We start from the raw sequence: 12,884 nt of genomic DNA, 5'->3' as shown, positions 1-12,884 counted from the left end.
CCGGGGCTACTTGCTCCGGTATTGTATCACGTACGCAGTTGCAGCATTGCCCCCGTCGCACTGCAAGCCGTCGGGGAACTCGCGTGGTGCGTCTCGCATCCTGGTGATGCATGATCCACTCCGTGTGGCCCGCGTAGCTTGGTATTTGTCCGGTATGAGCTAGAACTAACTCGTACGGCCGGCCGGAGTCGGCGGGGCCGGAATCTCGCAAGGAGAAGACTGCCATGGAACTCCATCTGGACTCGCACCGCTACGTCCGCTGTACGCCGGACTGGCGGGCCGCCGTGGTGGCCGGGCTGATCGCCGGCGCGGTCTACATGGTGCTGGAGCTGCTGACGGCGCGCTTCCTGATGTACCAGGGCGCCTGGGGCACGGTGAAAATGGTGGCGGCCATTATCCTCGGCCGCGAAGCGCTTTCCGCCGATGCCTTCAACTGGACCGTGGTGCTGTCGGCCGGCACGGTCCATTTCGCGCTGTCGATCATACTTTCGGCGGTGCTGGCGATGATCTTGTCGTCATTCCGGCTCGATTCCAGCATGGCGCTGGCGTCGCTGGTCGGCATCGTGTTCGGCGTCGCGGTCTACCTGGTCAATTTCTATGTATTTGGCCGCTATTTCAACTGGTTCGACGAGGCACGCGGATGGGAAAGTCTGTTCGCCCACGCACTGTTCGGGCTGGTTGCGGCCGATGTGTATTGCAACCTCGAGCGGCGCCGCGCCGACACCGCTGGACCGCAGCCGGGCTGAAATCGCTGGCCCCGTCCTTCGCGCCAGCCGTCTACAACTGGCTGGCGTTTTCGGCTAGCCCATCTGGTTGATATGACGTTCGGCACCCTCGCACTACGCTAGAGGCAACCGACCACAGCGGCCGCCGCCAACGCGCCTTGCGGGCGGCCACACCGGAGTGCCCATGCGGGTCGCAATCGTCAGTACTGAGACTACCGGGCTCACGCCAGCGGACGAGCCTGTCAGCATCGGCCTGCTGCTTGTCGAAGTGGCGCCGAGGGTGGGCAGTCTCGTGCGCGAAATCACTGACTATTACGGTTCGCAGGAGCCCGCCGTGCCGATCAGCGAGGCTGCTACGGGCATGCACGGCCTGACCGCCGAGATGCTGCGCGGGCAGCGTTTCGACGTCGGCGCGATCCGCGCCATCGTCGAAGATGCCGACGTGCTGGTCGCCCACGGCGCTGAATTCAATGTCCGGATGCTGGAAAAAGTGCTGCCCGACATACAGCGCAAGCGCTGGCGCTGCTCGGTGCGCCAGGTGCGCTGGTCTCAGTATTTCCATGCGCCCAACCACAAGCTCGATACGCTTTGCGAACACCTGCGCATCTTCCGGCCGCGGCCGCAGATCGCGCTGGATGACTGCCTGGCGCTGTCCAAGCTCTTGTTCCAGCAGATGGGGGCAGTAGGCCAGGCCACGCCGATGGGCTTTCTGCTGGCGCAGCCGGACTATGTGTCGCGGGCTGTCGCGCAAGGGGTGGCGGCTTCCGCGGCCAACGTGGTGCCGCCACCGCCTGTATCGCCGCAACGCGAGGGTGTCCCCGGTTGGCAGCCGCAGGTGGATGAACAACCCGGCGGCTTCAGCCGCGGTCTTGTCCTGGCCGCCGTGGTGCTGTTGTTGACCGCTGCCGCGGTGATCTGGCCGGACATGATGCCGAGGTGGTGAGCAAATGCCGGAGGAGGGCAAAGTGCGGGGGCGAAAAAGAAAAACGGCCTGGACATTGCTGTCCAGGCCGTGTTCCTTAAAGCCAAAACTGGTCGGGGCGACATGATTCGAACATGCGACCCTCTGATCCCAAATCAGATGCGCTACCAGGCTGCGCTACGCCCCGAAGCCAAGGATTGTAGCGCGCGCGGGTACTGTCGGTCAATCAGGCGTAGGCGGCACATGTTGGGATTCGGCCAGTCCACGGGCGCGCTCCTCCTTTTGGCGGGGACGCTTTGGCTTGACTTGGGTTTGCGCGCTGCGATAATCCGCACACCGCTTAAGTCCGGCCGGCGTGATGTTGGGGATGCTGGTTTGCAGATTCCTTCCGGACTGACCTGATCACCATAACAAGAACGGCGCTCCCTTTCCGGGCGAGCGCCTCGGCGCGTTGGCGTTGCCGCTGGCAACGCCACGGCGTCCCGACACAGGATATGCGGCAATCGATGACAACGGTCCGGCACAGGACCGGCATAAGAAAGGGAAAGACGGCGCCTAGCGGAGCGCCGTTTGTTGCCCTGGACGGGAATGAAGATGTTTCAGTCGCATATTGTTGTGCTCATCGCAGGGCTGTTTGCCTTGCAGATGGCGGTGGTTTGTGTCGTATTGCGTCGGTCCGCGGGCATGGGCCGCAGCGGCCTGACGTCATGGGCGCTGGGCAATGTCGCCGGGGCGATCGCCTCGGTGCTGGCTGCGGTGCAGGGCACGCGCCCCGCGTGGCTGATGCCGGAGGCAACCGACCTCGCGTTGCTGGCTGCGCTCGCCTCGGTAACGATCGGAGCGCGGCACTTTGCCGGTCGCTCCGGCAGGGCCGGGTTGCTGCTGGGAACCTGCCTGGCTGCCTCGGTCGGCGTGGCGTGGCAGATGGTGGCGCCTGGCTACCCCGATGCGCCGCTGACCGGACTGGAGATGGCGCCGCTGCTGACGGCATGCCATATCGCCTTGCTTCTCGACGTCACCCGCAGCATCGGCCCATCGGTGCGAACCGCTCGGGGCATCGGGCGCCTGGCCGCCGCTTCGCTGGTGCTGATTGCCATGGCCGTGGCCGCGACCAATGCGTGGACCATGGCATTGCCGGTTGCCGCGCTGGTGCGGGATGGCGCCTGGCCGCGGCCATTGCCGTGGGATGGCGAACTGGCGATGCTCAACGTCATTGCGCTGGTCGGTCTCTCGGTCAGCTTTGCGCTGCTGGCGCACGACCGGCTGCGGCGCATGCTGGAGTGGCGCGCACGGCATGACGACCTGACCGACGTACTGCTGCGCGGCGCCTTCTGGGAAGCGCTCGAACAAGCCTGCCTGCACGCCGAGCGCCAGCGCAAGGCGTTGACGGTGGCCTTTGTCGACCTGGACCACTTCAAGGCCATCAACGATGTCTACGGCCACCTGGCCGGCGACAGCGTGCTGCGGCATTTCGCCGGGTTGCTGCGCCGTGCCAGCGGCCCGCACGACGTAATCGGGCGCCTTGGGGGCGAAGAATTTGCCATCGTCATGCCCGATACCGGGATGGAAAGCGGCCGCCTGGCCTGTATGCGGCTGGCAACCGCCGTGCGCGCCAGCCCGTGCCCATCCGAGCCCGATGCGATCGCCTACACCGTCAGCATCGGCTTGGCCACGCGCAACCCCGGCGAGGGCGCCGACGCGCTGATGCGCCGCGCCGACCGCGCCTTGTATGACGCCAAGCTCAAGGGCCGCAACGGCGTGTCGATGCATCCGGTTGCCGGCAATCATGCGTCGGCGGCGGGCCGCTACGTCACCCGCGACAACGAGCGCATGGCGTCCTGAGCGCCGCGGACCCGCACTGCCGCCCGGCGCTGCGGTAGAATGCTCGCCTTCGCGTCCTTAGCTCAGTTGGATAGAGCACTCGCCTTCTAAGCGAGCGGTCAGAGGTTCGAGTCCTCTAGGACGCGCCATTGCCACGATTTCCCGGCGTTGGCGAGTAGTTTAGCGGTGTGTCCCGATGGTCAGCAGGTGCTGCAGGACAACAGAAGGACAACTATCGAGCGACAGCCGCGGCAACGGGTTTGCACCCGGACTTCGCCCAGTGTCCACGGACGACAAAGGCTTGCCGGCGCCGTTCGGCTGATGATCTCCGCCTCATGTGGCGGATGCTCCCGGCGCACTCGCCACGTGACCGCTTAAGCCTCTGGCACCGACTCGCTCGGATGCAACGGCAATATGCCAACCGACAGGCATACACTGTTGACGTGTGACCGGTTGGCCCAAACCACGATGAACACGATTCAACTTGAATCGATCCTTACTTGCCCACAGTGTGGTTTCGCAAGGAGGGAAGTCATGCCTGCGAATGCTTGCCTGTTCTATTACGAGTGTGGCAACTGCGGCGCACTGCTGCGGCCGAAACCCGGTGATTGCTGCGTGTTTTGCTCCTACGGAACGGTGAAGTGCCCATCGATCCAACAGCAAAGAGGATGCTGCCACTGACCGGTAGAAATGCGAGCACTAGGGATTTTCATGAGTGGCAGAGGCTGAGCCGGTCGACTCAACTACTGCGACCCATGCTCTTGCCTGATGGTCATTAGCATCATGATTGCAGCAACACCAAGGGATGAGGAAAGCCAAAGCGCCTTGGCTCCGAAAGCATCCAGGCAGATGCCAAAGAGCCATGGCGCAAGGGCCTGGGCTACGCGAGCGGGAACCATCAAAATTCCCTGTCGGTGGCCATAGCCATCGGGGCCAAAGATCACGAGCGGCAGGGTTCCCTTGGCGATCGTGAGGATGCCATTGCCTGCGCCATGCAGGACCCCAAACAGCGCTGCAGCAGGCGCTCCGGCAACGCCGAACGCGATGGCACCGGCGGGGTGAAGGGCAGCGGCGATGCGGGCGGAAAGGAGTGGATGGATCTTGCGTAGCAGGCCGAACTCCAATATGCGGGCACTCACTTGGGCGGGCCCGATCAGCGCACCGACCATCACAGCAGTTGCCAATGTCGCTCCGCCTGCCTGCAGCAATCGCGGCAGGTGTGCAGCCATGGCGGTGCTGATGAACCAGGTCGCGGCGAAGACAAAGGCGAGTGCGAAGGAGGCAAGCCGCTGAGACGGCGCGCCGTCGCCAGCAGCCTGCGACGATGTGGCTTTGGCCGGTGGCGGCTCAATTGCCGTCCTGCGGGGCATGCCGAGATTGAGCGCCAGCCCCAGGGTCAGATGCAGCGCGGCCCAGGCAAGACAGGCGCCTCGCCATCCGATGTGCGATTCCATGAAGGTCGACAGGGGCCAGCCGACCGTACTGGCGAAGCCGGCGATCAGGGTGATGCCGGTGATCGCGCCGCGAGAACGATTTCCGTACAGCGCGACGAGCGTAGCAAAGGCAGCTTCGTACAGGCCTGCGCCCATTCCGATACCGAGAATCAGCCACGCGGCGAACAGGCCAACGACGCCTTGGGCGACGCCAAGGCCGGCCAGTCCCGCAGCAAAAACGAGACTGGTAGCAACCAACACCCGGCGCCCGCCGGTGCGGTCGATCATTCTGCCCGCGGAGGGGCCGATCAGCGCCGACACGATCAGCGCGGCGCTGAACGCCGCGAAGATCGTGGCCGGTGCTACGCCGAGATCGCGGGACATGGGCGTGGCCAGCATGGCCGGCAGATAGTAGGTGGAGCCCCATGCCAGCGTCTGGGCAACCCCCAGCCTGGCGATCACACTGGTCGTCGGCTCCATGGCCATCCCGTTTTTTTGTTATTCGACTTCGCCGCTATCCGTGTCGCTGACCTGCGCATCCCGCTCATGGCTCATAGCCGCCGCAGCGAGGGCGGTGACGTTCGCCGGCGCCGCATCCTTGCGCTCGCTGTAGCGATCCGTCAGGTAGTCGCTGCGATCGCGCACCAGCAGCGTGAACTTGTACAGTTCCTCCATCACGTCGACCACCCGGTCATAGTAGGACGAGGGCTTCATGCGGCCGTTTGTGTCGAACTCTTGGTACGCCTTGGCGACCGACGACTGGTTCGGAATCGTCACCATGCGCATCCAGCGCCCCAGCACGCGCAGCGCGTTGACCGCGTTGAACGACTGCGAGCCGCCGCAGACCTGCATCACGGCGAGCGTGCGCCCCTGAGTCGGTCGGATGGCTCCCATCTCAAGGGGCAGCCAGTCGATCTGGTTCTTGAAAACCGCGGTCAGCGTGCCGTGCCGCTCGGGGCTGCACCACACCTGGCCTTCAGACCACTCCGAGAGCCTGCGTAGTTCGACCACTTTGGGGTGATCCGCGGGGACGCTGTCGCACACCGGCAGGTCATGCGGATCGAACACGCGAGTCTCCGCGCCGAAATGCTGCAGGATCCGCTCGGCTTCCTGCACGAGCAGGCGGCTATAAGACGTTTCGCGCAGCGAGCCATAGAGCAGCAGGATGCGCGGCGGATGCGTGCTGACGCGTGGCGGTTGCAGCTTGTTCAGGTCCGGGCTATCGAGCACGGCCGGGACGACATTGGGCAGATCCACGGTCATTTGCCCCTCCGTCCTTGCGCGTCGATGACGACTTCGCCATCCTCCTTGATGAAGGCGTTTTGCTGGGGCGCGGATAGGATCTCGAGCACGACTTCCGATGGCCGGCACAGCCGCACGCCAAGCTCCGTGATGACGAACGGCCGGTTGATCAGGATCGGATGGGCCAGCATCGCATCGAGCAACTGCTCATCGGTCACGGATAGATCGGACAAGCCCAGTTCGGCGTAGGGAGTGCCCTTCTCGCGGATGGCTTCACGAACCGCGAGGCCCGCATCGCTAATCAACTGCTGCAACGTCTGCCGGTCAGGGGGCGTGCTCAGATATTCGATGACATTCGGCTCGATACCCGCATTGCGGATCATGGCCAGCGTGTTGCGCGAGGTGCCGCATGCGGAGTTGTGATAGATGGTGACGGACATGGCGATTCGTGGAATTGGATCGTGTCTGGTTGCGAGCAGTGGAATAAGGATTCCAACCAAGGCGGCAAGCGTGGCGCCCAGGCTCCCGTTTGCGTCAGTCCGCCTGGTGCTCGCCGGATGCCTCGATGACGTTGGGGTGGCCGTGTGGTAGCGCACGCGGTTCCAGCAGCCGGTGCAGCCCCAGTCCGATGGCCGCGCCGAGACACTGCGCCAGCATGAAGCCCGGCACGCTCGCCGGTGCGATGCCGGCAAAGCTGTCGCTGAACATGCGCCCGAACGCGGCGGCGGGATTGGCAAACGATGTGGATGCGGTGAACCAGTATGCCGAGCCGATATAGGCCGCCACCATGGCGGAGGCGCGCCCGTTCGGCGCGCGCAGAATCACCAGTAGCAGTCCGGCGGTCGCAACGGTTTCAGCAATCCATTGCCCAGGACCGCTGCGGACCTTGGTGGAAAGCTGCAGGATCGTCATGTCGAACATTGCATGGGCGAGCCACGCTCCGAGTACCGCACCCGCGAGCTGGGCGCCGATGTACGGCAGCAGCGCCGCGCCAGGCAGCTCACCCCGCGCCACCATCACCGCGCTGACGGCTGGATTGAAGTGCGCGCCGCTGATCGGGCCAAAGACCTCGATCAGGATATACAGGCCGCCGACCGTGGCCGCCGTGTTGGCCAGCAGGGCGACGGCGACATTGCCGCCGGCAAGCCGCTCGGCCATGATGCCGGAGCCGATGACGATGGCCAGCAGCAGCGCCGTTCCCAAGGCTTCGGCGCCCAGTCTGTTACGCAGATCGACCATGACGCTCAGCTTTGCGAGATACGGTTGAGGTGGTCCTGCAGTTCCGCATTGCTCAGCGTGTCGAGCGGCAGCGTCAGCAGTTGCAGCATGCGGTAGCCGATGGCCTGGCGGGTCAGCTCGAAAGCCTGCCGCTTCTTTTCGTCGCCGCCTTCCGCGTTCGACGGGTCAGGGTAGCCCCAATGCACCGTCACCGGGCTGCCCGGCCAATACGGGCACTCCTCTTCGGCGGCACTGTCGCACACCGTGATAACCACCCGCATCTCAGGGACGTTCTCGCCGACAAATTCATCCCAGCTCTTGCTGCGGAAGTCGCTGACGTCGACGCCGGCATTGCCAAGCACCTCGATGGCGAACGGATTGATGCGCCCGCTGGGCGAGCTTCCGGCGCTATAGGCGCGCACATCGCGGCCAAACTGATTGGCCAGATGGTTCAACATCCCTTCGCTCAGCACACTGCGAGCCGAGTTGTGGGTACACAAAATCAGTACGTTGGTGGTCATGGGGCGTACGAAATGGTTGGGGCGCGGCTCGGAATGCGCTACAGCAGTTTTCCGTGAGGTGACCCAGCCTTCAAGGCATTATCGGCTTCCATGTTTCGAATATAGTCGAAACATGGAAATTTAGAAAGTGAAATTTGTGGGACGAAGCGCTCAGGCCATACGGGGTGGTCAGCCCGCGATCAAAGAGGCCGTTAGGGACCTTTTTCTGATCCGGATTTCATGGTCACGGTATATCCGACCGCTATTGCCGGCGATACCGTGACGGTTGATGTCGCAGTAGAGGAGGGCAGCCGCAAGAGGTTTGCCGGTAGCCTCCGGCGCGGGGGAACCTCAGGTGCGGCGCACCGTCAGCGTGGGGCGCCGGCGCTGGCCGGTGCGCAGCGTACCGGGCGACACGCCGTGCCAGCGCATGAATGCCTTGTTGAATCCCGCCTGCGACTTGAATCCCAGCACACGCGCGATATCGCCCAGCGGCATGTCGGTGCTCGTCAGCAGCCGCCGGGCAATCGCGTCCCGCTCCTCGTCCAGCAGCAGGGCGAAGGACGTTCCGTGGTCCTGCAGGTGACGGTGCAGTGTGAACCGATGGACGGCAAACAATGACGCCAGCCGCGGTGCCGTGCATTCGCCCAGCAGCATCAGGTCCCGTATCGCCTGGCGGACCTGGCCTAGGAAATCCGGCCTGACGTGCGATTCCAGTTCGCCAAGGTAGCGAACCACGGACGACTCCAGCGCCTTGTCCGTTGCGCCGCAGAGCGCGTCGAGCGTGTCGGCCGGGAAGAGGAACTCATCGCGGGGCTGGTCGAACAGGACATGCGTCTTGAAGTGTGCCGTGTATGGCCCGATGCGCGTTGGTGACGGGCGGGACAGGTGAACCGCTGCCGGCGCCCATGACTTTCCAAGCAGCATCCGAAACATTTGCACATTGGCCGCCAGATACGCGCTGACGAGGTCGTCGCGTCCGGCAAACAAGCCAGGAATCTCTACCGAGAACGAGGCGAATCCCTCTCGCGTGGTGAGTGCAGTATCGATGCCCCGATACCAGATACGGCCATAGCGAAGGATGCCGTCTGCCGCGTCTTGCAGCGTGCGGGACGACAGCAGCAGCAGGCGCAACGGCCCGGCATTTTCCATATTGGCGCGGGCGCCGACCAGTATGCCGAGGTGCGGGCAGGCGGCCGCTTCCGCGGCATCCGCGAGGATGCGGGCGCAGATCGACAGCGCTACCGGGGCCATGGGCTCTTCCAGCGCGCCAGGTGTCACGCCATGGCGCCTGAGGATCGGCCACGGAGCCGTGCCGATTGACTCCAGCGCCTCGACCAGGCGCGCAAGCGTACCAATGGGGACGGAGCGAGTCTCTGGCTTCATGCGCTCAGGGTTTTCCCTGGTGTGTCATCAGTATTTGACGGTGTGACGGAAGGATAAACGAAATGCCAGCGCACCGTCCAGAATAGTGTCACCTCCAGGCCGTTCGTTTGGTCGAGGCGCTGCCCAAGACGAGTATTGGCAGGCTCAACAAGAAGGTGATGCGCGAACGGTTTGCCGCGGTGGGCACGGGAGAGCGATGGTCCGCATAGAAAACATGGACAGAGCGCTGCCGGGATTGCAGCGTCATTCGCGACCGTTTTCCCGTCAGAAGCTGAGCGCCACCGAGACGACTCCGATCTGGTCGTGCGCTGCAGGGTTAAACCAGTACACCGCGCAGGAGACGTGCTTGCCCTTCACCTGCGCAAAGACGCCACGCTGCAAATTCCGATCGTTGTCAGGCACGCGCGTGCGCTGGGCCGCCAGGCCCAGCCGCAGCCAGTCTCGCGGGCGCCAGGCCAGCTCGGTCCATGCGTAGACATACCCGGAGGGCTCGGCGTCCGGCACGTACTCGAATTCGATATAGGCATCGGCATAGCGCCCTGTCAGCGTGGCCTCGAACCCGCCCACGACGCTGTGGGTGCTGCCGGTGACCACGCCCAGGATCGGCGTGAAATCAAGGCGCAAGGCGTCTCCCCAACCCAGGTTATAGCCGACGAAAAACGAGTACGCGTCCATGCCTTCGTAGTTGCTGCGCGCCTCCAGGTGCAAGGCGCCGCGCTTGGCGATGGCGATGCCGGTGACATAGGCTTCGCTGCCCTTCGGCAGGTTGAGATATGCCGAGACCCCGCCGCTCCATGCCGGCGCCTCCGCGGTCGTGGAGGGGGCGCTGTCATCGGCCGCGCGCGACGGCAGCGGCGCGGTTGCCGCGGCCAGCACCAGCCAGGTGGCAGCCAGTCGTAAAGCCGTGCCCTTGGCGCGCATGCTCAGCCCCCAAGCGCGATGATGGCCATGGTCAGCGCAATACCCACCAGCGTCATGACCACGCCTGCTATCCATCCGCCGAAGCCCGCATGGCGCCCCAGGGCGATGCCGGCCCCGAACAGCATCAGGATGGTCAGCACGCGCGAAACCAGCAGCGCCGTGGATAAGTCAGCGAAGACGATGAAGGGCAAGGCCACCGGGAAGGTGGCAATCACCACCAACAGGAAGATCCCGGCGGCCGCAAGGAAATCTTCCGGGCCTAGCGTAGGGCGCCCGGCCACGTTGGTGTTCCGTGCGATGCGACTTCGTATCGATTCCAGTTCGGCGTCGTCGACCAGCGTGCGCAGGGCCGGCGAGAGCGCGTCGCGCAGGCGGCCGATGGCGTCAGCCGGGTCGCCGGCATTGCTCACCGCCTTGATCAGCGAAAGCCTGCGCCCGCGCTCGGTCAGCGTGCGCACCAGGTACATCACGGCATCGGCCAGCCCCCAGGCCAGGTTGCAGCCCAGCGCCGTGTAGAACATCGTACGCGGGGCATCCGCCGGCGCGTCGATGGCCGACACCGCCCCGACGAAGGTCAGGGCCATGAACAGGCCAAAGCACACCTCGCACACCCGGTCGACAGTGTCGAGCAGGCGCGGCCGCACTTCGGCGGATTGGGAATCGAGGGAAGTGGTCGACACTGGCGCGCCCCAGGCAGGCCTGCCCACGGTGGAGGTCTGCGACGATGCCCGGCCTGGCTGGCCGGTGCCAGGGCATCGTTCCTGCGGATCCCGGGCGGGCAGGTGCCTGGGCGAGACCGGACAACGAAAGCGGCGCCGCCGGATTGGGCAGGTGCCGCCGCCTTTACTGTAGGCAAGGATTCACACCGATGGTAGCGCCGCACACCCTTGACGTTGCATTTTTGCGCAAGCGGCGGTTGGCGAGGGGTTAGAGAAAGCCGTCCTGTAGGGGGCACGAGCGGCCAGGGCCTGGATTCAAATACGCCGTATAACAACTTGCAGCACGCCGCGCACGCACGCTGGCCTATAGTCTGTCGGCCTGCAACCTCATCGGCCCGCGCTGGGCCGAGCCTCACCGGAGACAACGCGTGTCGACCACGGAAACCTATCTGATCGAATCCATCCGCCTCGCCATGGAAAACGTGCGGGAGCGCAATACCTGGCCCTTCGGCGCCGTTGTGGTCAGGGATGGCAAGGTGCTGGCGCGCGCGGTCAACGAGGTGGAGGCGACCTGCGATCCCAGCGCGCACGCCGAAATGCAGGCAGTGCGCGCCGCGAGCCGGGCGCTGGGCAAGCCCGACCTGAGCGGCTGCACGGTCTACGCCAGCGGCTACCCATGCCCGATGTGCCTGACCGCGATGTACCTGGCCGGCGTCGGGGCGGTCTACTACGCCTATTCCAACGATGATGGCGCCCCCTACGACCTCTCCGCGGAACGCGGCTATGTCGAACTGGCGCGGCCGATCGAACAGCGCGAGATGAAGGTCGTCTACGTGCCGGCGCGCGACGAGGGCCCCGACCTCTACGAGGCGTGGCGTGAAGGGCAGGATCGCTAGGGGCTAAGGAAACCGCGCCTTTTTCTCGCACCCCCCCGATGCGCAATGCGGTTACGCGTGACCTTCAGATTTCTCCCGCGCCGCGTTGCGCAGGTGCAGCCGCAGGAAGTCGGCAGCCGCCTCCTGTTGTCCCGCCAGCAATAAATCGATGAGCTCCAGGTGTTCGCGGCAACGGCGCTCCGCCTGGTCCCGGTCGACCGCCTTGCGGTACTCCATCAGCCGGCGCAGCCGGTCGAGGCGGCGCAATCCTTCCAAAATAAAAGCGTTCCCCGAGCATGCGGCAATCGTCTCGTGCAGCCGGCTGTTGGCATCGAACAGCGCGGCGGGCGATGCGGTGCGGACGCCGCCGTTGGCGAGCGCTTCCTGCTCGGTCCGGCATTTCAGCAAGGCTTCGCGATCGAGCTTGAAGGTCGGCTCCAGGATGCCGGCGGCCTCGATCAGCAGCCGGTACCGGTAGCCCTGCTTGTAGGTCTCGGCCGAGGTCAGCACGGGCAGGAACGTCCAGCCGTGGCCGGGTAGCCGCTCGACCCAGCCCTCCTGCGCCATGCGCCGCAGGATCGCGCCGAGCTGGCCGCGCGTGATGCCGTACCGGCGCATCATCTCGTTTTCGGTAAAGCGGTCCGGCAACTGGCCGTTCAGCCGTTCCTCTGCGATCCGCAGGTATGTGGCTTCGCTGTCGTCGCCATCATCCCTGCCGGCGTGCGTGTCGTTCGCGGGCGGCGCAACGCCGCCTTCCGCCACGGCATAACCGCCGTCCGGGTGGGGCGTCACTACCGACTGCGTCGCCAGGCGGCGCAATGCCTCGCGCACCGGCGAGCGCGACACCCTGAACTGTTCTGCCAGCGCCCGCTCGGGCAGGCGCGTGCCCGGCGCAATGCCGGTGCTTGCAATGTGCTGGTGAATGTTTGCCGCGAGAACGTCGGCGAGCTGGCGGGCCATATGGCGCTGGGTCGGGATCTGACTGCCTGATGCTATCACATCCTGCGATTGGGTCTTTGATATTGCAAAAGACCTAATTGGTGCGCATGCATATGCGGCCGATGCGCCACATTTCACCCAATTCTCCGATCCAGTTTCCCAGTTAGGTGTAAACCATAGCCGAATGGCGCTTGGCCTTGTCGATCAATGGTTCGCGCCCTGTTTCCTGCCGAATGGTCTTTT

14 protein-coding genes and 2 tRNA genes are annotated in these 12,884 nt (G+C 64.8%); 6 read left to right on the top strand and 10 right to left on the bottom strand.

Going from position 1 to position 12,884, the window contains the following annotated elements; genetic code table 11:
* Positions 1 to 224 precede the first annotated feature (224 nt).
* A complete protein-coding gene (locus LPA45_RS11220) occupies positions 225 to 746 on the top strand; it encodes a hypothetical protein (RefSeq protein ID WP_116322002.1) in 522 nt (173 codons plus the stop codon).
* 163 nt (positions 747 to 909) lie between these two features.
* Positions 910 to 1,668, top strand: coding sequence for an exonuclease domain-containing protein (locus LPA45_RS11215; protein WP_116322003.1), 759 nt, complete (start codon positions 910 to 912; stop codon positions 1,666 to 1,668).
* Positions 1,669 to 1,757: 89 nt separating this feature from the next.
* Here LPA45_RS11215 and LPA45_RS11210 read toward each other — a convergent pair.
* A tRNA-Pro gene (locus LPA45_RS11210) sits at positions 1,758 to 1,834 on the bottom strand.
* A 407-nt stretch (positions 1,835 to 2,241) separates the two neighbouring features.
* On the opposite strand from LPA45_RS11210, the gene LPA45_RS11205 reads away from it, so the two are divergent.
* The 3 genes from LPA45_RS11205 to LPA45_RS11195 all read left to right on the top strand — a co-directional run bounded on the left by LPA45_RS11205 (position 2,242) and on the right by LPA45_RS11195 (position 4,149).
* Positions 2,242 to 3,489 carry a GGDEF domain-containing protein gene (locus tag LPA45_RS11205; protein ID WP_116322047.1) on the top strand — a complete coding sequence of 416 codons (1,248 nt, stop codon included), beginning with the start codon at positions 2,242 to 2,244 and terminating at the stop codon, positions 3,487 to 3,489.
* A gap of 51 nt (positions 3,490 to 3,540) precedes the next feature.
* Positions 3,541 to 3,617 (top strand) — tRNA-Arg (locus LPA45_RS11200).
* A 319-nt stretch (positions 3,618 to 3,936) separates the two neighbouring features.
* The gene (locus tag LPA45_RS11195) at positions 3,937 to 4,149 is read left to right on the top strand and encodes a GDCCVxC domain-containing (seleno)protein (protein WP_116322048.1); all 213 of its coding nucleotides are present in this window, start codon (positions 3,937 to 3,939) and stop codon (positions 4,147 to 4,149) included.
* A 62-nt stretch (positions 4,150 to 4,211) separates the two neighbouring features.
* On the opposite strand, the gene LPA45_RS11190 is transcribed toward LPA45_RS11195, so the two are convergent.
* The 8 genes from LPA45_RS11190 to LPA45_RS11155 form a co-directional block, all read right to left on the bottom strand.
* Positions 4,212 to 5,381, bottom strand: a complete 1,170-nt coding sequence (locus LPA45_RS11190) for an MFS transporter (protein ID WP_317925694.1) — start codon at positions 5,379 to 5,381, stop codon at positions 4,212 to 4,214.
* An 18-nt stretch (positions 5,382 to 5,399) separates the two neighbouring features.
* Positions 5,400 to 6,164, bottom strand: a complete 765-nt coding sequence (gene arsH / locus LPA45_RS11185; RefSeq protein WP_317925695.1) for an arsenical resistance protein ArsH — start codon at positions 6,162 to 6,164, stop codon at positions 5,400 to 5,402.
* Positions 6,161 to 6,583: an arsenate reductase (glutaredoxin) gene (gene arsC / locus LPA45_RS11180; RefSeq protein ID WP_367394555.1), complete on the bottom strand. Its 423-nt coding sequence runs from the start codon at positions 6,581 to 6,583 to the stop codon at positions 6,161 to 6,163. The genes arsH and arsC overlap by 4 nt, the downstream gene beginning before the upstream one ends.
* Before the next feature lie 94 nt (positions 6,584 to 6,677).
* Positions 6,678 to 7,382 carry an aquaporin gene (locus tag LPA45_RS11175; RefSeq protein WP_367394554.1) on the bottom strand — a complete coding sequence of 235 codons (705 nt, stop codon included), beginning with the start codon at positions 7,380 to 7,382 and terminating at the stop codon, positions 6,678 to 6,680.
* A 5-nt stretch (positions 7,383 to 7,387) separates the two neighbouring features.
* Positions 7,388 to 7,882, bottom strand: coding sequence for an arsenate reductase ArsC (locus LPA45_RS11170; protein ID WP_367394553.1), 495 nt, complete (start codon positions 7,880 to 7,882; stop codon positions 7,388 to 7,390).
* A gap of 330 nt (positions 7,883 to 8,212) precedes the next feature.
* Complete coding sequence (locus tag LPA45_RS11165; protein WP_116322008.1) at positions 8,213 to 9,247, bottom strand: AraC family transcriptional regulator; 1,035 nt, start codon at positions 9,245 to 9,247, stop codon at positions 8,213 to 8,215.
* Positions 9,248 to 9,511: 264 nt separating this feature from the next.
* Positions 9,512 to 10,168 carry a hypothetical protein gene (locus LPA45_RS11160; protein ID WP_233528288.1) on the bottom strand — a complete coding sequence of 219 codons (657 nt, stop codon included), beginning with the start codon at positions 10,166 to 10,168 and terminating at the stop codon, positions 9,512 to 9,514.
* 2 nt (positions 10,169 to 10,170) lie between these two features.
* The gene (locus LPA45_RS11155) at positions 10,171 to 10,848 is read right to left on the bottom strand and encodes a hypothetical protein (RefSeq protein ID WP_367394552.1); all 678 of its coding nucleotides are present in this window, start codon (positions 10,846 to 10,848) and stop codon (positions 10,171 to 10,173) included.
* A gap of 407 nt (positions 10,849 to 11,255) precedes the next feature.
* On the opposite strand from LPA45_RS11155, the gene LPA45_RS11150 reads away from it, so the two are divergent.
* Complete coding sequence (locus tag LPA45_RS11150; protein WP_116322009.1) at positions 11,256 to 11,723, top strand: nucleoside deaminase; 468 nt, start codon at positions 11,256 to 11,258, stop codon at positions 11,721 to 11,723.
* Between the two features lie 51 nt (positions 11,724 to 11,774).
* On the opposite strand, the gene LPA45_RS11145 is transcribed toward LPA45_RS11150, so the two are convergent.
* Complete coding sequence (locus tag LPA45_RS11145; protein ID WP_367394551.1) at positions 11,775 to 12,662, bottom strand: GntR family transcriptional regulator; 888 nt, start codon at positions 12,660 to 12,662, stop codon at positions 11,775 to 11,777.
* Between the last annotated feature and the right edge of the window lie 222 nt (positions 12,663 to 12,884).

Origin of the sequence: Cupriavidus sp. Agwp_2, assembly GCF_040784895.1 — a bacterium.
GTDB lineage: Bacteria > Pseudomonadota > Gammaproteobacteria > Burkholderiales > Burkholderiaceae > Cupriavidus.
This window is presented reverse-complemented; position numbering and strand designations above follow the sequence as displayed.